The organism is Lysinibacillus sp. G4S2 (genome assembly GCF_030348505.1).
Classification (GTDB): Bacteria; Bacillota; Bacilli; order Bacillales_A; family Planococcaceae; genus Lysinibacillus.
Window position 1 is genome coordinate 31,911 of record NZ_JAUCFJ010000002.1, and the last position, 18,563, is coordinate 50,473.

Below are 18,563 nucleotides of genomic sequence, written 5' to 3' on the forward strand. Positions count from 1 at the left end.
TATTATACTAAATTTCATCAAACAGGTGGAGGTTAGAAATCATGAAACAAACAGGTACAGAGTTAGTAAAACGTGGTATGGCGGAGATGCAAAAGGGTGGCGTCATTATGGATGTTATTAATGCAGAGCAGGCGAAAATTGCAGAAGCGGCAGGAGCTGTAGCTGTCATGGCATTAGAACGAGTACCTTCAGATATTCGTAAGGCGGGTGGAGTTGCACGCATGGCAGATCCTCGTATTGTCGAGGAGGTAATGGGGGCTGTATCTATTCCGGTAATGGCTAAAGCACGCATTGGACATATCGTTGAAGCAAGAGTTTTAGAAGCAATGGGCGTTGATTATATTGATGAAAGCGAAGTATTAACTCCAGCGGATGAGGAGTTTCATTTATTAAAAAGTGATTACACAGTGCCATTTGTTTGTGGCTGCCGTGATTTGGGAGAAGCAGCGCGACGCATTGGCGAGGGGGCTTCCATGCTACGAACTAAGGGTGAACCAGGTACAGGTAATATTGTAGAGGCTGTTCGCCATATTCGTAAGGTGAATGCACAAGTACGTAAAGTAGTTGGTATGACAGAGGACGAATTAATGACAGAGGCTAAATTACTTGGTGCTCCTTTTGAGTTATTAAGAGAAATTAAGCGTCTTGGCCGTTTACCTGTCGTTAATTTTGCAGCAGGTGGAGTTGCTACGCCAGCTGATGCAGCATTAATGATGGAGCTTGGAGCGGACGGTGTATTCGTTGGTTCTGGTATTTTTAAATCAGAAAACCCAGAGAAATTTGCTCGTGCAATTGTTGAAGCTACAACGCATTATAAGGACTATAAGCTAATTGCTGAAATTTCAAAAGAGTTAGGTGTTCCGATGAAAGGCATCGATATTGCACAGCTTAGTCAAAATGAGCGTATGCAGGAGCGAGGCTGGTAAGATGAAGCGAATCGGTGTTTTAGCATTACAGGGAGCGGTGCGAGAGCATGTACAAATGTTAGAATCACTTGGATGTGAAGCTGTCTTAGTAAAACAAAGTGCGGATTTAGAGCAGCTTGATGGACTTGTCTTGCCTGGTGGAGAAAGTACAACAATGCGAAAATTACTGAATCGATATGAGCTATTGGAACCAATTCGCACACTTGCGAAACAAGGGCTACCGATGTTTGGAACATGTGCAGGATTGATTTTATTAGCAAAGGACTTAGTGGATTATGAATCACATTTAGCAGTAATGGACGTGGTAGTTGCACGGAATTCTTATGGACGTCAAGTAGATAGCTTTGAAGTGAAGCTCGACATACCTGAAATAGGACCTGCCATTCCGGCTGTCTTTATACGCGCGCCACATATTGTTTCTGTAGGTGAAGGTGTTAAAGTTTTAGCCGAGCATGACGGGAAAATCGTGTTAGCAAAAGACGGTCATTTATTAGGTTGTTCCTTCCATCCTGAATTAACGGAAGATACACGTATTCTAGAATATTTTGTATCTTTTATGGTATGACTTGCAAAATCTCAATTCATATAGTACAGTATGGATAAAATTTAAATAACTTAACACGATGATGGGAAGTAGTAACAAGCACGTTTTTTTTAGAGAGTCAGCGGGTGGTGGAAGCTGATAAAAGCACTTGTGAATCCGTCCTGGAGTTGCGCAGTCGAAGTGAATGAAGTAGGCTGTCGCCGGCTGAAATGCCGTTATGAAATAAGTGGATTAGACAAAGTACAAAGTGTCTAGTCAATTAGGGTGGCAACGCGGGTAGCTCTCGTCCCTTTTTTGGGGATGAGGGCTTTTTTGTGTTTTTACTAACTATTTTCCCATCATTAAGAATCTACTGGAGGTATGACGATGTTAGATATTAAACGCGTGCGCGACAATTTCGCGGAAATTAAAGAAATGCTATTAACACGTAATGAGGATTTAGGAAACTTAGACGATTTTGAACAATTAGATGCAAAGCGTCGTGAATTAATTGCAAAAACGGAAGAGCTTAAAGCTGAGCGCAATAAAGTATCTGAGCAAATTTCTATTATGAAGCGTAATAAAGAAAATGCGGATGAAGTTATTGCTCGTATGCGTCAGGTTGGCGATGAAATTAAAGAGTTAGATGTCCAATTAAATGATGTAGAAGATCGCTTTAAAGATATGATGATGCGTTTACCAAACGTTCCACATGAATCTGTACCTGTTGGCACAACAGAGGATGATAATGTAGAGGAATATACTTGGGGTGAGGTGCCAACATTTGATTTCGACATTAAAGCACACTGGGATATCGCTACGGACTTACAAATTGTTGACTTTGAACGTGGTGCAAAAGTGACAGGTAGTCGTTTCTTATTCTATCGTGGTCTTGGCGCTCGTTTAGAACGTGCATTAATGACGTTTATGATGGACTTACATGCAGAAGAGCATGGCTATGAAGAAATGCTACCACCTGTAATTGTTAACCGTGATAGCTTAACTGGTACAGGACAACTTCCTAAATTTGAAGAAGATGTTTTTAAATTAGATGACACAGATTATTTCATGATTCCAACAGCAGAAGTACCTGTAACAAACTTCTACCGTGATGAAATTTTACCTGTTGAAGCATTACCACAAGGCTTTGCAGCATATAGTGCTTGCTTCCGTTCAGAGGCAGGATCTGCGGGTCGTGATACACGTGGTTTAATTCGCCAACATCAATTCAACAAAGTAGAATTAGTTCGCTTTGTAAAACCAGAAGAATCTTATGAGCAGCTAGAATTATTAACAGGTCATGCTGAAAAAGTACTGCAATTATTAGGGTTACCATACCGTAAATTAAAAATGTGTACAGCTGATTTAGGCTTTACTGCAGCGAAAAAATATGATTTAGAGGTTTGGATTCCTGCTCAAAACATGTACCGTGAAATCTCTTCTTGCTCTAACTTTGAAGATTTCCAAGCACGTCGAGCAAATATTCGCTTCCGCCGTGAGCCAAATGCTAAACCAGAGTACGTACACACATTAAACGGCTCAGGTCTTGCAATCGGTCGTACAGTAGCAGCAATCCTAGAAAATTATCAGCAAGCTGATGGTAGCGTAGTGATTCCTGAAGTATTAAGACCGTATATGGGCGGAAAAGAAGTAATTGCTCCAAAATAAACTGAGTCGAAAGCGAAGCGGGCTGGAGTGAAAAGAAAAAACTACTGTTGAAAATCTAATCTCAACAGTAGTTTTTCTTTTTTTAAAGTAGGTTAGCGAGGGCGAACTCGATGTTTCACAGAGAAATTATGTTCATTAGAAAGTAAGTAAATAATGCCCTCAATAAAGGCTATAAAAGCTGGGATATATGTCCAAAAGAAGATTAGATACAATATACCTTGTCCAATTTTTCCTAAGTAAAATTTATGGATTCCGATTCCACCTAAAAAGATAGCAAGTACCCCTGCAACCGTTTTATTTTTTATTGGCCAAGAAGGGTTGATGCCATCATACATAGGAGCTGAATGGTGGGGCTGTGTTTGATATACAGGCTGTGATTGCTGTTGATAGACTGGTTGCTGCACAATTTGCTGTTCTTTTTGGAAATTAAATTTTTCACCACAATATTTACATTGAGCTAATGTGACATCAGCCGCTGCACCACATTGCGGACATTCGATATTTTTCATGTCAATATCTCCTAATCAATGATATTTGTTTAATTTATATTTTCTGATGTATTGTTTTTAACTACACTGTAATTATTAACTATTGAATTGATTTAACTTGGGTACCGCAGTTATTACAAAATTTAGAAGTAACATCTAGTTCTTGTCCACATGAACAAACAGGCTTGTGTAAACTAATTCCACAAGAACAACAGAATTTTGATGATTCTTCGTTTTCACTCTGACAAGAATGACATGTAATGATCTGACGCGTTAAATTTTCACCACATAAGTTGCAAAATTTACTAGTAGATAAGATATTACCATGGCAAGAAGGGCATATTATATGTGTGATATTATTACCGGGCTGCTGTACTTGTTGATTCATCATCGTTATCATTCCTTGACCTACACCTAAGCCAACTCCACTAGATGCAAATAACCCAGCTACTCCATTTTCATTTGACGCAGCAGACTCATATATATCAAAGCTACGTTGTGTTACATAACGATTGTCACCCATAATTTCGAATTTGGCTTTATCTTGTAAAATTTGATTTATCTTATCGAAATCTTCCTCTGGGAAATTAATTGATTGAATATGGAAATGGGCCATTATAAAGCCGTACGTATTGAATTCTTCAGATATTTTTCCTTTTAAACTATTTGAAATATTATGAAGCTCTGTTGTTATTTCTAGTGCAGAGATTTTCTCATTAATAATTTTATTTGCAAGTTCAGTTTTTATGGATGTAATAAGAGAACCTTTAAAGTAATCTTGTACTTTTTCAAAACTAACAATATCATCTTTATTCATAGAGCCTATAACTTCTGTAAAGAACAATAAGTAGTCATCAAGGCGAAGAGCCAATTGTCCAAATGCTCGTATACGTAATTTTACAAAGTATTTTGGGTCAATTAGTTGGATAGGATCAGAGGTTCCCCAATATAAATCCAATTTTACCGAGAGATTTATAAAGTAGATTTCTGCTGAAAAAGGTGTATCCCCTCCATATGCAAAATTCACAACATGATGAAGTAATGGTAAGTTATTAGTTGATAAAACATGCGTGCCTGAATTAAACACATCACATATTTGTCCACCCTTCACAAAAATAGCCACTTGACCTTCATTGACAATAAGTGTAGTACCTAACACTAGCTTTTCAGTTGGATGTTTGTAAATTAACCAATCACGTGAGCGTAATCCATCAAACTTCACTCTATTAAGAATAGGCATTTAAATTTACCTCCCTATTTATTTACAATAAAATAAAAATATAACTAGTTATATTCTCCCTTTTGGGTTTATATATGTCAATATTTTATCTTCGTTCAGCAAAGGTTTTTGCAACGTCAATTACAAAGTTTTTTTGTAGCGAAGCGACACGCCTAGCTTGTATAGCTAATCAACTTATATACATGGCACACGTTTTAGAAATCCCCATAATAAAACTTTTATGAGTTCCGAACTCCCAACCCAATGATGAAAAGTTTTTTAGCAGAAAAAAGAAGGTGTCCCAAGTATTTCTTGAGTCACCTTCTTTAATTAAAATTCTTCATTTTCAACAATTAATGCCTGTCGTGCCTTTTCCTCAGCCTTTTTTCGTTCACGTAAAGCTCGGAAAAAATCGGTTAAGATTTGTCCGCACTCCTCCGCTAAAATACCTTCCGTTACTTCACATTCATGGTTAAAGCGTGCATCGTTTAATAAACGGTAGAGTGAATCTACACAGCCTGCTTTTATATCTCTTGCACCATATACGACACGCGGCACACGTGATTGCAAAATTGCGCCTGCACACATCGGGCAAGGCTCTAGCGTCACATAGAGTGTTGTTTTTTCAAGGCGCCAGCTCCCTATTTTTTTACATGCCTCTTGTATAACCATTAGTTCAGCGTGAGTTGTCGCATTTTGCGTTGTTTCGCGTAAATTATGAGCTCTTGCAATAATTTCTCCATCGTAAACAAGTACAGCTCCTATAGGCACTTCTCCTAGTACAGCCGCTTTTTTTGCTTCTTCTAGTGCTTGTTTCATAAATAGACGATCTGTTTCAAAAATATCCACGAAATATCTCTCCTTATCATTTAGTGTATCTTGACTAATTGACAATTGCTACTTTAAACATTGACATTTCCAAAAGATTCATCTATATTCATATATGAACACATGATCATATATATAAATAAAAATTGTTGGGGGTAAACTAATATGGATGAACTATTAAAAAATACGGAAATGCAAGGGGGGGATAACCAGCATTTAGACGAAGAGACATTATTCGTCGTGTCTCAAACATTCAAAGCATTAAGTGATCCGACAAGAATTCGCATTTTAAATTTATTGTGTACAGATGAACATTCAGTCAACGACATTGCTGAAATTTTAGATTTAGGTCAATCAACAGTTTCACACCAGTTACGTTTTTTGAAAAATTTGCGTTTAGTGAAATTTAGAAGAGAGGGTACGACCTTATATTATTCAACAGATGACGATCATATTATGAATTTATTGAAGCAAGCTATTGAGCATGCTGCACACAATTAGATTTAATGGAGGGATAAACCATGGGACATAATCATGATCACGGCCATGACCATACACATGGCGCAAATAAAAAAGTGTTAATAGTATCATTTATTATCATTACGAGTTATATGATTGTTGAAGCGATTGGCGGCTATGTAACAAATAGTTTGGCTCTTTTATCAGATGCAGGACATATGTTAAGTGACTCCATTTCCTTAGCGATCGCCTTACTTGCTTTTATGTTTGGTGAAAAGGTAGCAAGCTATAGTAAAACATACGGCTATAAACGATTTGAAATTTTAGCGGCGGTATTAAATGGTGTGACATTAATTTTAATTGCTTTATTCATTTTCTATGAGGCAATAGAACGCTTTGCAAATCCACCAGAAGTGGCAACAACAGGTATGCTAATTATTAGTACAATCGGTCTTTTGATAAATTTTTTGGTAGCTTGGATTATGATGCGTGGCAGTGATACAAAAGATAATTTAAATATGCGTGGAGCTTATTTACACGTCTTAAGTGATATGCTTGGTTCTGTAGGAGCTATCGTTGCCGCACTATTAATGATGTTCTTTGGCTGGGGCTGGGCTGATCCACTTGCGAGTGTTATTGTTGCAGCATTAGTATTAAGAAGCGGCTACTATGTAACGAAGGCTGCTGTCCATGTTCTCATGGAAGGAACACCTTCAAACGTTGACGTTGAAGAAATCATACAAACTATTGTACAAACAAATGGCGTTCAAAGTATTCATGATTTACACATTTGGACAATAACAAGTGGAGTAAATGCACTTTCCTGTCATGCAGTTGTTAATGAACAGTTAAAAATTGCGGATAGTGAGCATATATTACGGAAAATTGAACATAATCTTGAGCATAAGGGCATAAAGCATGTAACGATTCAATTGGAAACAGAAGCGCATAAGCATGATAAATCAATTTTATGTACAATAAAAAGTGAGCAGTCACATCATGATCATCATCATTAACTAACTCATAAAAAATTTTCTACTTTACATACCCTTCGTGGGTACGGTACTATGAATGTGAAATGGGAGGTGCATTCAATTGGAGGACAAAGTGGAAGAAGATATTTGTCATGCAGAAGGCACTACGTCACATCGAAAAAGCCATCATCCAGAACGCGTTAAAAAAGATTTAACGACTCGTTTAAATCGAGTTGAAGGTCAAATCCGAGGTATTAAAGGGATGATTGAAAAAGACGTATACTGTGATGATATTATTACGCAACTGTCTGCCACACAGTCTGCTTTAAATAGCGTAGCAAAAATATTATTAGAAGGCCATTTAAAGGGATGTGTAGTAGACCGCCTATCCGAAGGTGACGAAGCAGTGTTGGATGAATTAGTAGTAACCATTCAAAAATTAATGAAGAAGTAAAAGTTTTTTTAACTTCTTTCAGCAAATGTTTTTTGTAGCGAAAGCAGAGCGTCAGCTACAATTTTTTCTGTAGCGAAAGTAAAACGTCAGCTACAATTATTTTCTGTAGCGAAAGCAAAGCGTCAAGAATATAAATTAAAGGAGAGATATTTTATGCAAAACGTAACTTTAAACGTACAAGGAATGTCATGCGGACATTGTGTAAATTCAGTGGAAAAAAATGTTGGAGCTTTAGCTGGTGTTGAACAAGTAAAAGTAAACTTAGCTGATGGTTTAGTAGATGTAGCATTTGACGAAACACAAGTATCTCTAGACCAAATTAAGGAAACAATCGACGATCAAGGCTATGACGTTAAATAATAGAAGTAGGGTGCTCATGTAGCACTCTCTTATTTTCAATTTTACATACCCCCTGTTGGTATGTAGGGAGGAGAAATGATCATGAGTTCAGAAATGAAGGAAGCGAATTTGCAAATTACAGGTATGACATGTGCAGCCTGTGCCACTCGTATAGAAAAAGGTTTAAATAAAATGGATGGTGTAGAACAGGCGACAGTTAATGTAGCTCTTGAAAAGTCATCGATTAAATATGATTCGACAAAATTAAGTGAAGAGGACTTTGAAAAGAAAATTGAAGCTCTTGGCTATGGCGTCGTTAAACAAAAAACTGAATTTGATATTACAGGTATGACATGTGCAGCCTGTGCCACTCGTATAGAGAAAGGTTTAAACAAACTAACAGGTGTATCTTCTGCGAACGTAAACTTAGCGCTCGAAAAAGCAACTATTGAATTTAACCCATCTGAAGTGACAATCGCGGATATTATGGCAAGGATCGAAAAATTAGGATATGGAGCTCATCAAAAATCGGATGAGCAAGAAGCAGTAGATCATCGAGAAGAGGCCATCAAACAACAGAAGAATAAATTTATTTTTTCGGCCATTCTTTCATTACCATTACTTTGGACGATGGTAGGACACTTTTCATTTACATCATTTTTATATGTTCCTGAATTTTTAATGAATCCGTGGGTGCAAATGGTGTTGGCCACTCCCGTTCAATTTATCGTTGGGAAGCAATTTTATGTTGGGGCATACAAAGCTTTACGCAATGGTAGCGCCAATATGGATGTACTAGTAGTCTTGGGAACATCTGCGGCTTATTTTTATAGTGTCTATCAAGCAATTATTACCGTGGGATCAAATCATGTCCCGCACCTATATTTTGAAACGAGTGCCGTATTAATTACATTAATTTTGTTAGGAAAATTATTTGAAGCGAAAGCAAAAGGTCGCTCGTCTGAAGCAATCAAAAAATTAATGGGTCTTCAAGCCAAAACAGCAATCGTTGTCCGTGACGGTGTAGAAAAAGAAGTCCCGTTAGAAGAAGTAGTTATTGGCGACACAATTTTAGTAAAACCAGGTGAAAAAATTCCTGTTGATGGTGAAGTATTAGAAGGAACAACAGCTGTTGATGAATCGATGTTAACAGGAGAGAGTCTACCTATTGATAAAAAGCAAGGTGACCTATTATTCGGTTCAACAATTAATAAAAATGGCTTTATTAAAATGACAGCGACTAAAGTTGGTCGCGATACAGCTTTAGCTCAAATTATTAAAGTTGTAGAAGATGCACAAGGCTCAAAAGCGCCAATCCAACGCATGGCAGACCAAATTTCAGGCATATTTGTACCGATCGTTGTCGGCATTGCGATTGTATCGTTTTTAATTTGGATTATTTGGGTGCGACCAGGCGAATTTACGCCTGCACTCGAAGTATTAATTACAATCCTCGTTATCGCTTGTCCATGTGCGCTTGGATTAGCAACGCCAACATCTATTATGGCGGGCTCTGGTCGTGCGGCAGAATTTGGTATTTTATTTAAAGGTGGAGAGCATTTAGAGCAAACACAAAGCATCGATACAGTAGTTGTTGATAAAACTGGTACAGTGACACACGGCAAACCTGTATTAACGGATGTTGTATTAGTGGGGAATCAAGACGAGGCACGCTTTTTATCGTTAATTGGCGCAGCAGAGAAGCAATCCGAGCATCCGTTAGCAGAAGCAATCGTTCAAGGAATTGCTGATCGTGGTATTGAGCTAGGAGATGTTCAATTCTTTGAAGCAATACCAGGTTACGGTGTGCAAGCGACTGTATCTGGTCAAGGAGTTGTCATCGGTACTCGTAAATTGATGAAACAATATGGTATTCAAATTGATGATATTTTACCAACAATGGAGCAATTAGAGGAAAATGGTAAAACCGCAATGTTAGCTGCGATTAACGGTCAGTATGCGGGTCTAGTAGCAGTTGCAGATACAGTGAAAGAGACTTCAAGAGAGGCAGTTCAGCGTCTAAAAGAAATGGGCATCGATGTTATTATGATGACTGGTGATAATCAACGTACAGCACAAGCAATTGGAGCAGAAGTTGGTGTAAATCATGTCATTGCTGAAGTTCTTCCGGAAGGCAAAGCAGATGAAGTGAAAAAACTGCAAGCACAAGGTAAAAAAGTGGCGATGGTTGGCGATGGCATTAATGATGCGCCGGCACTTGCGACAGCTAATATTGGGATGGCGATTGGTACCGGTACTGACGTGGCTATGGAAGCAGCAGATATTACACTGATTCGTGGCGATTTAAACAGTATCGCGGATGCTATTATAATGAGTCGCAAAACAATGCGCAACATTAAGCAAAACTTATTCTGGGCATTTGCTTACAATTCATTAGGTATTCCAATTGCCGCAATTGGTTTACTAGCTCCTTGGGTAGCAGGTGCAGCGATGGCATTTAGTTCAGTATCTGTCGTTTTAAATGCACTGCGTTTACAGCGAGTTCAATTATAAGCGTAACGATAGATCCACTTCGGTGGGTCTTTTTTTTATCCTCTTTCAGCGGGGGATAAAACATCCACTGAAATAGAGGAACTCAGGCGAAGAACTTCACTTCCCGATTGTCGTTTCTTGTCATCTATTTTAATAGAGGAATAGCTAGATTCTGTTTTTCATTTCCTCGCTATGATACAATGAAAAGCACTGACTAAACAATCCATAGAACATAAAGGAGGAGCTTCTGGTGACAGTTCCATTTGTTACGGTAGAAGGTCCGATTGGTGTTGGTAAAACCTCTTTATCAAAAGAGCTTGCAGCGACATTTAATTACCATCTATTAAAAGAAATAGTAGACGAAAACCCTTTTCTAAATAAGTTTTATGAAAACATTGAGGAATGGAGCTTCCAAACGGAAATGTTCTTCCTTTGTAATCGTTATAAACAATTATCAGATATAAAAAGATTTCGTTTAACACATGAGAAACCTGTTGTAGCGGACTATCATATTTTTAAAAATTTAATATTTGCAAAACGTACATTAGCATCTACGGAGTATGATAAGTACGAAGAAATCTATAAAATATTAACGAAAGATATGCCTGTACCAAATGTAGTTATTTATTTACATGCTAGTGTGGAAACGTTGATGAAACGCATTGCGATGCGTGGTCGTGAATTTGAAAAAATGATTTCACAAGATTACATGGAACAACTTGTGGCAGATTATCATACCTTTATCGAGCATTTTGAGAAAATGCACCCCGAAATTCCCGTTATTCGATTTAATGGTGATCAGCTTGATTTTGTTAAAAATCCAGATGACTTGAAATATGTTTTACAAACAATAAAGGATACGTTACAACAAAGGAGTTTGCAACAATGAATTTGAGAGAGAAATATGATATTCCTCCACAAACAGTCATTACAATCGCTGGTACGGTTGGCGTAGGAAAATCAACGATGACAAAGGCGTTGGCAGAGGCGTTAAACTTCCGTACGTCATTTGAAAAGGTGGATACAAATCCGTACTTAGATAAGTTTTATGAGGATTTTGAAAAATGGAGCTTCCATTTACAAGTCTACTTTTTAGCGGAGCGCTTTAAGGAGCAGAAGCGTATTTTCGAGTATGGCGGTGGGTTTATTCAAGATCGTTCAATTTACGAAGATACAGGAATTTTTGCAAAGATGCACTATGACAAAGGTACAATGAGCCCAACAGATTACGAGACGTATACAAATTTATTTGATGCTATGGTGATGACACCATATTTCCCGCATCCAGATTTACTTGTTTATTTAGAAGGACCAATTGATTCTGTTATTGGACGTATTCAAGAGCGTGGTCGTACGATGGAGCAACAAACACCGAATGATTATTGGGTTGAAATGCATGAACGTTATGAAAGCTGGATTAATAACTTTAATTCATGCCCAGTTCTACGTTTAGATATTAATGATTATGATTTATTAAAAAATCCTGAAGCAATTGAATCAATTGTGAGCCGCATCAGTCATATGCTAAAACAAACAAGTCATTTGCGTAAATAGGAAATACACTATGTTTAAATTTTAATGTATAGTAAGGAAACTATCGCGTTCTGGCCGAAAGCGAAGCGGCAGGCACAAACAAGTCATTTACGTAAATAGAAGGTTAGATAAAGCTAATATTTCTAAAACAATAGGAAGCTAAATTTTGGAGTTCTAACTGAACGCGAAGCAGCAGGCCCAAGCAATTGAAGAAAATAAATGATCAAAAGACGTGAGACAATATGTAGCTTATTGTGTCACGTCTTTTATAATAGGAGGGATTATTATAAGAATAGCGGTGTATTGCGGTTCTTGCTTAGGCAAAAACCCAATTTATGCAGAGAAGGCAGCCGAATTAGGGACGGTATTAGCTCAAAATGGTCATGGTGTAGTTTACGGTGGTTCGAAAGCAGGACTGATGGGAAAAGTCGCAGATGCTGTATTAGCAGCTGGCGGAGAGGTAATCGGCGTGATGCCAACTCATTTACAGAAGCGGGAATTAGCGCATGCCTCGTTAACAGAAATTCATTTTGTTGAGTCTATGCATGTACGTAAAGCAAAAATGGTAGAGCTAGCAGATGCCTTTATAGCACTACCAGGTGGTGGCGGTACAATGGATGAATATTTTGAAGTGTTTACGTGGGCACAAATTGGACTACATGAAAAGCCGGCAATTTTATATAATGTAAATAACTTTTATGATGCGCTTTTACAACATTTTCAGAAAATGTTCGAGGAAGGTTTTATACGCGCTGAGCAAAAATCACTTATTCATGTAGCTTCTACATCGGAGGAAGTATTAAATCTTTTAAAAAAACATGGGTAATATGCCCATGTTTTTAATCTTCAAAAGCACTTCTTCTGTAAATTAATTTTTTTTATGTAAATTTTATACTCATTGCTGAAAGTTGTGGATGGCATTTGATGTATATAAGTCGGAACGGAAATCAACCACACGTTATGGTGATGATCCAATTTTAGTTTGCTAATAAAATGAATGAGGTGTATGTTATGCAGAAAATAGATAAACAAGTGACTGATGATTTAGTAGTGCTGGCAATTGAACGAAATATAGCCATTATCCGTTTTGACATGGAGCGTAAAGTTGCTTATGTAAATGAACTCTTTGCTAAAGCTTTAGGCTATAAAGTTGAAGAAATGATAGGAAAAGATCATAAAGATTTTTGTTTACCGGAATTTGCAAGTAGTATAAATTATGAAAAATTTTGGCGTAACTTAGCTGCGGGTAATAGCTATCAGGATAAAATCGAAAGAATGGATGCAAGTGGAAATAGAATTTGGCTTGAGGCTACCTATATGCCTGTCTTTGCTAATAATTCAAGAAAGGTTATTGGCGTATCGAAAATTGCAACTAATATTACTGAACGTCAAAATGAAATTGTTAATGTAGCTGATACATTAAAGGTCATGTCTGAAGAGCTTCATAGTCGATCAGAGGCTGGTATTCAAAATAACGAGGATTTACTGGCAACAGTTAAAGAGGTTTCGCAAGAGTCAGCCGAAAATGTTAGAAATCTTGCGCAGCTACAGAAGCAAGCTGAATCCATTAAAGGTATTGTAAAAACCATTCAAGAGATTGCGTCTCAAACAAATTTACTTGCATTGAATGCAGCTATTGAAGCAGCAAGAGCGGGTGAGTATGGTAGAGGCTTTGATGTTGTAGCAAAAGAGGTTAGAAAACTTTCCGTAAGGGTCGAGCAATCTATTTCAGAAGTAAAAGATAATGTTGAGGGCATAGAGCGAGAGATTGGGCAAGTCACGGAAAGCATTACACGTATAGCTAAAAAAGTAGAAAGAACAAATGGTCAAATTAATGTTACAACAAATGACTTTGCTGAAATTGCTACTGCAGCAGAGGCATTAGATGAACAATCGAAGCATTTTATGGAAATTATTTAAAATAATTTAACAGGCGTGTTGACCAGGAAAAAATTTTATTGAGCGATAAAAGGATTTTTAGGTTGCTATTTTGCTAATATATTCCCATTTTTAACTGATTGTAGCTTGTAGTGGAAAAATGATGAAAGAAATGTTTAATCAATACACCTGAAATAAAAATTGAGGCATAATATAACCCGCTTTTTCCTGTATGTAATTACTCCTAAAAGTAACATGATTAAAAGTTTTATTTACATAATTTTTAATTTTCTGATATATATTGAAATAGTGGATGAATTTTATTTACAATAATTGTGTAAGGCTTTCATAAATCATAATAGGGGTGTTATAGATGACAAAGGTGGGAGTAAGTTTTAAGCATTTACCGACGACTGCGGTTTCGGATGCGACAGGAGGACACACAAATTTACACAGTAGTATTAAACCATTAGCCGATCATTACAAAATTGCTGGGCGTGCGGTAACGGTACGTTTACCAGATGGCGAAAACGGTGCGGTATTGGAAGCCATTCGAGTTGCTAGTGAAGGTGATATTTTAGTAATTGATGCTAAAGGGAATACCAATCGTGCTGTTGCCGGTGATTTTGTTCTCTCGTTAGCGAAAGGGATTGGTGTACAGGGCTTTGTCGTAGATGGTGTTATACGTGATATTGCAGCTATTCGTGAGCTAGATTTCCCTGTATTTTCTCGGGGTACTACGGTAGCAGCTGGCAATAAAAACGGAGGTGGCAAAGTAAATGTTCCTATTGCTATTGGCGGTGTTACTGTCCATCCTGGTGATTATATTATGGGGGATGTGGACGGTGTTGTTGTCGTGCCTCAGGATGATGCAGAGCGTATTGTTGCAGCTGCTGAGGCAAAAATCCAAAAGGATGAAATACGTGCACAAGAAGCACACGTAAATGGAAAAGAATCAATTATTGCTTATTTAGATAAAGTATTAGCTTCTTCCCGTTAATGTTTTTTGTAGCGAAAGCAAAGCGTCAGCTACAAATGTTTTTTGTACCGAAAGCATAGCGACAGGTACAGAAGTCTCCCACCGCTATAGGTGGTGAGGTGGATGCGGATTTAAGATACTTTTCAGCGGGTTTCCAAACATCCCTTGAAAGAAATTAAAGCCTCCGGACACAATTATGCCTCAACAAATCAAAGTAAAAAAACCTCACGATGCCATCCACATCGTGAGGTTTTTTAAAATTATTATGCTAAGTTTTCGTTATCTTTAAAGTAATTTTTCATTTTTTCTGTATCGAAACGGCCTTCCCATTTCGCCATTACTAATGACGCAAGTGAGTTACCAATTACGTTAACGACTGTACGTCCCATATCAAGGATACGGTCGATACCTGCAATGAATGCTAAACCTTCAACTGGAATGCCGACAGTACCTAAAGTCGCTAGAAGTACAACGAAAGATACCCCTGGAACACCTGCAATCCCTTTAGATGTAACCATTAATACAAGCATTAATGTAATTTGTTCACTAATGCTTAAGTGAATACCGTACATTTGAGCAATAAATAATGCTGCAATAGCTTGATACAGTGTTGAACCATCTAAGTTAAAGGAGTAACCAGTTGGAATAACAAAGGATACGATATCCTTTGGAGCACCTAATTTCTCCATTTTCTGCATAATACGTGGTAATACAGCTTCAGAACTTGCTGTTGAGAACGCTAAAATTAGCTCATCTTTTAGTACTTTAATTAAAAACATAATTCTGATACCCGTGAATCTTGCCACAAGACCAAGAACGACAAAGATAAAGAATATCATTGTTGCATAAACAAGTACAGCAAGTTTACCAAGTGGTATTAGTGAAGCGAACCCATATTTGGAAACGGTTACACCGATTAAACCAAAAACCCCAATTGGAGCGAATTTCATTACGAGGTTAGTTACCCAGAACATAGCATCTGCTACCCCTTGGAAGAAGTCTAATACTGGTTTGCCTCGTTCGCCAATTGCAGCAACCCCTAAACCGAAAATAACAGAGAAGAAGATGATAGCAAGCATATTACCTTCAGCCATTGCCTGAACGATATTTGTCGGTACAATGCTGACAATAATATCAAATGGTCCTTCGTGCTTTACTTCTTCTGTAGTTGCAACGTATTTCGAAATATCTCCTTGAGAGAGCTCGTCCATATTTACACCAGCGCCTGGCTGGAATATGTTTGCGGAAAGTAAACCAACTACAATTGCTACTGTTGTAATAATTTCAAAGTAAAGTAGTGATTTCCCGCCTAATCGTCCAAGCTGTTTCATGTCACCAGTTCCAGCAACACCAACGATTAAAGTCGAAATAATAATCGGTACAACAATCATCTTAATTAGATGAAGAAAAATATCCCCTAAAGGTTGTAAATATGTTTCAACTTTGGGGTTTCCGTAAAAGATACCGCCAATAATAATACCTAAAGTCAAACCGATTAAAATTTGAGTGGCTAGACTGATTTTAAATTTCTTCTTCAAACCCTTTGTACCCCCTAATATTAAATTTTTAGGACTTGCCTTACTTTAATACTACGGAGGACTTATGAAATCCGACAAAATCCGAGAAAATTAATTTAATTTTGTTAAAATGTCTGAATATAATACCTGAATAAATTTCTTAATATTTACTTTCGCTTTTCGATTTTGATGATCTTCTATTTGAGTCATAAGCTGACGAATCTCTTTAAAGTCAAAGTAGCGAGGTGCATAGTATTCGAATTCAGAGTTTGTATAATCAACGACACCTAAATTAGCAAGGTTTATCATTGCTGCTAATATAGTACGACGCACACGCTGTTCAATGGCTTTACTTTCCTTCAAAATATCATCTGGAGTAGCCTTTGTAACAGCAGCAATTTCCTCATATAACTCCTTTAATGGAGGAAGAGGGGCAATCTTGTGCTGATGGGCAAGCAATGTTTCGATGATAGCAATAATGTCCTCGCTTCCGATTTCGCCAACGATACCCATATCATTTAAGGTGGATTGAATATGATCTCGTGAAGTTGCTTTATGATTTATTTGTTCACTTAGATCGATGCTTGTAAGTGATTGGCGAATAACTAGCAAAGAGTTTTTTAGGCGAAATTGTTCCGTTGTCTTACGTAAAACATTCTCCACCTCAATCCGGTTTATAGGCTTATGAATAAAGAAATCTATGCCTTGCTCATATGCCTCACCGACCATCTCCTTATTCACTACCTGAGAAATCATGACAAATTGTCCCTCAAAACGATTTTGCATAAGATGCTCGACTGTTGCTATCCCATCAAGCTTAGGCATAAGCAAATCGATAAGCACAAACTCTGGCTGTGTCATTAAAATTTGTGGAATGGCATCCTCTCCATTGCGTGCTTCGCCAATAACTATACCTAAACCACTATCTTCAATAATTTGTTTTAACATGACTCGACTAGCACGATCATCATCAACAATAAAATATCTCATTTAAGTCTCTCCCGTTAGAATAGTTTGCGTAGGAACTGTAATTTTAAACATCGTGTTTTGATTGTTTGATTCAACGGATATTGAGCCATTTAATTTATTAATTAATTCAGCAACATGTGAAAGCCCAATGCCAGTTGCTGCGACACCGTCCACATTGTATTTCGTCGTGTATCCAGGTTCAAAAATAATGGAGAGATCACTTTGTGAAATACCCTTTCCGTTATCACATACTGTTATTACAGTATCATCCTGTTGCTGCTCAATAGCAATAGAAATGAAACCCTGTTCTTCAATTGCTTCTATGGCATTAGCTGTTAAATTATTCAAAAGTGCAAGCAATGCAATATGCTCTTTCGTTTGAAAATCGGCGTCTATATTTATTTTAAACTCAATGTTTTTTCCGAGTAATTCAGCATATTTACTGTTACCGTCTTCGATATAATGTAATAATTCTGACAACCTAAGGGTACCAAAACTCTTCTCACCAACAATTTTAGAGATACCTGCATAAATACGTTGTGAGTCTTTCTTTACTTCATGGATTTCCTGGGCAATATGGAGTGCCTGTAAACTTTCCGCACGATTGCCTAGCGACTTTAATTGTCGATATAAATCAAACCCACTGGCTGTAATTGTTTCGATATGGTTCATAGATTTTTTTAAATAAAGTGCCTCAACATATAAATCTGATCCGATAGTAAGCATTTCCTGAACACGTTTTTTTTGTTCAGCAATTAAAATAGAACTATAAATACCAACTACAAAAAAGCTACGCAATAAAGCAACTGCTAATAGTATAAGTAAATCATGAAGGAATAAAAAAGTATAAGAATGAACGAAAAAACGAAATAGCTGTTCTACTAAATTACTGAAGACTTCACTAAATGCAACTAATAATCCTAGCATTAGTGGTTTTTCTCTATATTGATGAATGCTTAGAATTTGTAGGCATATTGCAAACAATACATAGAATGCAGCTGCGGGTAGATGTGTAAGTAAACTATCTTTTAATGGAATATCGTGTAAAGAGTAATTAATGATAACTCGAAAAACTATTGTCACGATACTTGTCATAAATCCAGCCAAAATTATAGGTGTAGGTCTAAGTAGTGTACATAAAAAGAAAATAATACTTCCTAATCCAAAGCGAAAAGGTGTATCAGCGAAAGGCATTATTTTAATCTCACTACCGATTGCAGTTAATAAAGCAATTATAATAATCCAAGTGAGGGAATTACGAGTTATAAAAATTTTCGATTGCATTAAAAAATCCTCCCTAATCAATTTTAATAGAG

Annotated in this window: 19 protein-coding genes, 1 pseudogene and 1 other annotated feature; of the genes and pseudogenes, 14 read left to right on the plus strand and 6 right to left on the minus strand. The window is 37.2% G+C overall.

From position 1 onward, the window contains the following. Positions 1–41: 41 nt before the first annotated feature. The 3 genes from pdxS (at position 42) to serS (ending at position 3,117) form a co-directional block, all read left to right on the plus strand. Positions 42–926 carry a pyridoxal 5'-phosphate synthase lyase subunit PdxS gene (gene pdxS, locus QUF91_RS00475; RefSeq protein WP_068986813.1) on the plus strand — a complete coding sequence of 295 codons (885 nt, stop codon included), beginning with the start codon at positions 42–44 and terminating at the stop codon, positions 924–926. 1 nt (position 927) lies between these two features. Then, a complete protein-coding gene (gene pdxT / locus QUF91_RS00480) occupies positions 928–1,491 on the plus strand; it encodes a pyridoxal 5'-phosphate synthase glutaminase subunit PdxT (protein ID WP_285398044.1) in 564 nt (187 codons plus the stop codon). A gap of 49 nt (positions 1,492–1,540) precedes the next feature. Further along, positions 1,541–1,764 (plus strand) — a binding site (T-box leader). Positions 1,765–1,836: 72 nt separating this feature from the next. Next, on the plus strand, positions 1,837–3,117 hold the full coding sequence (gene serS, locus QUF91_RS00485; protein ID WP_285398043.1) for a serine--tRNA ligase: 1,281 nt from the start codon (positions 1,837–1,839) through the stop codon (positions 3,115–3,117). 92 nt (positions 3,118–3,209) lie between these two features. Here the strand turns inward: serS and QUF91_RS00490 are convergent, their stop codons facing one another. The 3 genes from QUF91_RS00490 to tadA all read right to left on the minus strand — a co-directional run bounded on the left by QUF91_RS00490 (position 3,210) and on the right by tadA (position 5,673). Next, on the minus strand, positions 3,210–3,452 hold the full coding sequence (locus tag QUF91_RS00490; protein ID WP_285398047.1) for a TM2 domain-containing protein: 243 nt from the start codon (positions 3,450–3,452) through the stop codon (positions 3,210–3,212). Positions 3,453–3,705: 253 nt separating this feature from the next. Continuing rightward, positions 3,706–4,845, minus strand: a complete 1,140-nt coding sequence (locus QUF91_RS00495; RefSeq protein WP_289416461.1) for an SPFH domain-containing protein — start codon at positions 4,843–4,845, stop codon at positions 3,706–3,708. 309 nt (positions 4,846–5,154) lie between these two features. Then, positions 5,155–5,673, minus strand: a complete 519-nt coding sequence (gene tadA / locus QUF91_RS00500; protein WP_289416462.1) for a tRNA adenosine(34) deaminase TadA — start codon at positions 5,671–5,673, stop codon at positions 5,155–5,157. A gap of 144 nt (positions 5,674–5,817) precedes the next feature. Between tadA and QUF91_RS00505 the strand changes: the two genes are divergently transcribed. From QUF91_RS00505 to QUF91_RS00550, 11 genes and pseudogenes are all read left to right on the plus strand, one after another. Continuing rightward, a complete protein-coding gene (locus tag QUF91_RS00505; RefSeq protein WP_285398040.1) occupies positions 5,818–6,153 on the plus strand; it encodes an ArsR/SmtB family transcription factor in 336 nt (111 codons plus the stop codon). A 20-nt stretch (positions 6,154–6,173) separates the two neighbouring features. Next, positions 6,174–7,127, plus strand: coding sequence for a cation diffusion facilitator family transporter (locus QUF91_RS00510; protein WP_285398039.1), 954 nt, complete (start codon positions 6,174–6,176; stop codon positions 7,125–7,127). A 79-nt stretch (positions 7,128–7,206) separates the two neighbouring features. Beyond that, complete coding sequence (locus QUF91_RS00515) at positions 7,207–7,539, plus strand: metal-sensitive transcriptional regulator (protein ID WP_285398038.1); 333 nt, start codon at positions 7,207–7,209, stop codon at positions 7,537–7,539. A gap of 153 nt (positions 7,540–7,692) precedes the next feature. Beyond that, complete coding sequence (gene copZ, locus QUF91_RS00520) at positions 7,693–7,899, plus strand: copper chaperone CopZ (protein ID WP_285398037.1); 207 nt, start codon at positions 7,693–7,695, stop codon at positions 7,897–7,899. An 81-nt stretch (positions 7,900–7,980) separates the two neighbouring features. Beyond that, positions 7,981–10,392 (plus strand): heavy metal translocating P-type ATPase, encoded by a 2,412-nt coding sequence (locus QUF91_RS00525; protein WP_289416464.1) that lies wholly within the window; start codon positions 7,981–7,983, stop codon positions 10,390–10,392. Positions 10,393–10,621: 229 nt separating this feature from the next. Continuing rightward, a complete protein-coding gene (locus tag QUF91_RS00530) occupies positions 10,622–11,260 on the plus strand; it encodes a deoxynucleoside kinase (protein WP_285398035.1) in 639 nt (212 codons plus the stop codon). After that, entirely contained in the window at positions 11,257–11,925 is a 669-nt protein-coding gene (locus QUF91_RS00535) for a deoxynucleoside kinase (RefSeq protein WP_285398034.1), read from the plus strand. The genes QUF91_RS00530 and QUF91_RS00535 overlap by 4 nt, the downstream gene beginning before the upstream one ends. A gap of 211 nt (positions 11,926–12,136) precedes the next feature. After that, entirely contained in the window at positions 12,137–12,730 is a 594-nt protein-coding gene (locus QUF91_RS00540; protein WP_483308069.1) for an LOG family protein, read from the plus strand. Between the two features lie 185 nt (positions 12,731–12,915). After that, positions 12,916–13,287: pseudogene (locus QUF91_RS28235) on the plus strand (PAS domain S-box protein); the annotation flags it as partial. A gap of 45 nt (positions 13,288–13,332) precedes the next feature. Further along, positions 13,333–13,824, plus strand: a complete 492-nt coding sequence (locus QUF91_RS28240) for a methyl-accepting chemotaxis protein (protein WP_481817460.1) — start codon at positions 13,333–13,335, stop codon at positions 13,822–13,824. Positions 13,825–14,155: 331 nt separating this feature from the next. After that, complete coding sequence (locus QUF91_RS00550) at positions 14,156–14,782, plus strand: RraA family protein (protein WP_285398032.1); 627 nt, start codon at positions 14,156–14,158, stop codon at positions 14,780–14,782. A gap of 242 nt (positions 14,783–15,024) precedes the next feature. Here QUF91_RS00550 and QUF91_RS00555 read toward each other — a convergent pair whose 3' ends face one another. The 3 genes from QUF91_RS00555 to QUF91_RS00565 all read right to left on the minus strand — a co-directional run bounded on the left by QUF91_RS00555 (position 15,025) and on the right by QUF91_RS00565 (position 18,531). After that, complete coding sequence (locus QUF91_RS00555; RefSeq protein WP_285398031.1) at positions 15,025–16,299, minus strand: cation:dicarboxylate symporter family transporter; 1,275 nt, start codon at positions 16,297–16,299, stop codon at positions 15,025–15,027. A gap of 90 nt (positions 16,300–16,389) precedes the next feature. Further along, positions 16,390–17,268 carry a response regulator gene (locus QUF91_RS00560; protein ID WP_285398030.1) on the minus strand — a complete coding sequence of 293 codons (879 nt, stop codon included), beginning with the start codon at positions 17,266–17,268 and terminating at the stop codon, positions 16,390–16,392. Beyond that, the gene (locus QUF91_RS00565; RefSeq protein ID WP_285398029.1) at positions 17,269–18,531 is read right to left on the minus strand and encodes an ATP-binding protein; all 1,263 of its coding nucleotides are present in this window, start codon (positions 18,529–18,531) and stop codon (positions 17,269–17,271) included. It abuts the gene before it with no gap. Between the last annotated feature and the right edge of the window lie 32 nt (positions 18,532–18,563).

What these genes read in the sequence shown, in the direction of transcription:
- QUF91_RS00560 (WP_285398030.1), bottom strand. Translation starts at nt 17,268, where the DNA reads ATGAGATATTTTATTGTTGATGATGATCGTGCTAGTCGAGTCATGTTA.
- QUF91_RS00490 (WP_285398047.1), bottom strand. Translation starts at nt 3,452, where the DNA reads ATGTATGATGGCATCAACCCTTCTTGGCCAATAAAAAATAAAACGGTT.
- QUF91_RS00535 (WP_285398034.1), top strand. Translation starts at nt 11,257, where the DNA reads ATGAATTTGAGAGAGAAATATGATATTCCTCCACAAACAGTCATTACA.
- QUF91_RS00550 (WP_285398032.1), top strand. Translation starts at nt 14,156, where the DNA reads ATGACAAAGGTGGGAGTAAGTTTTAAGCATTTACCGACGACTGCGGTT.
- QUF91_RS28240 (WP_481817460.1), top strand. Translation starts at nt 13,333, where the DNA reads ATGTCTGAAGAGCTTCATAGTCGATCAGAGGCTGGTATTCAAAATAAC.
- pdxT (WP_285398044.1), top strand. Translation starts at nt 928, where the DNA reads ATGAAGCGAATCGGTGTTTTAGCATTACAGGGAGCGGTGCGAGAGCAT.
- QUF91_RS00510 (WP_285398039.1), top strand. Translation starts at nt 6,174, where the DNA reads ATGGGACATAATCATGATCACGGCCATGACCATACACATGGCGCAAAT.
- copZ (WP_285398037.1), top strand. Translation starts at nt 7,693, where the DNA reads ATGCAAAACGTAACTTTAAACGTACAAGGAATGTCATGCGGACATTGT.
- serS (WP_285398043.1), top strand. Translation starts at nt 1,837, where the DNA reads ATGTTAGATATTAAACGCGTGCGCGACAATTTCGCGGAAATTAAAGAA.
- QUF91_RS00565 (WP_285398029.1), bottom strand. Translation starts at nt 18,531, where the DNA reads ATGCAATCGAAAATTTTTATAACTCGTAATTCCCTCACTTGGATTATT.
- QUF91_RS00505 (WP_285398040.1), top strand. Translation starts at nt 5,818, where the DNA reads ATGGATGAACTATTAAAAAATACGGAAATGCAAGGGGGGGATAACCAG.
- QUF91_RS00525 (WP_289416464.1), top strand. Translation starts at nt 7,981, where the DNA reads ATGAGTTCAGAAATGAAGGAAGCGAATTTGCAAATTACAGGTATGACA.
- pdxS (WP_068986813.1), top strand. Translation starts at nt 42, where the DNA reads ATGAAACAAACAGGTACAGAGTTAGTAAAACGTGGTATGGCGGAGATG.
- QUF91_RS00495 (WP_289416461.1), bottom strand. Translation starts at nt 4,845, where the DNA reads ATGCCTATTCTTAATAGAGTGAAGTTTGATGGATTACGCTCACGTGAT.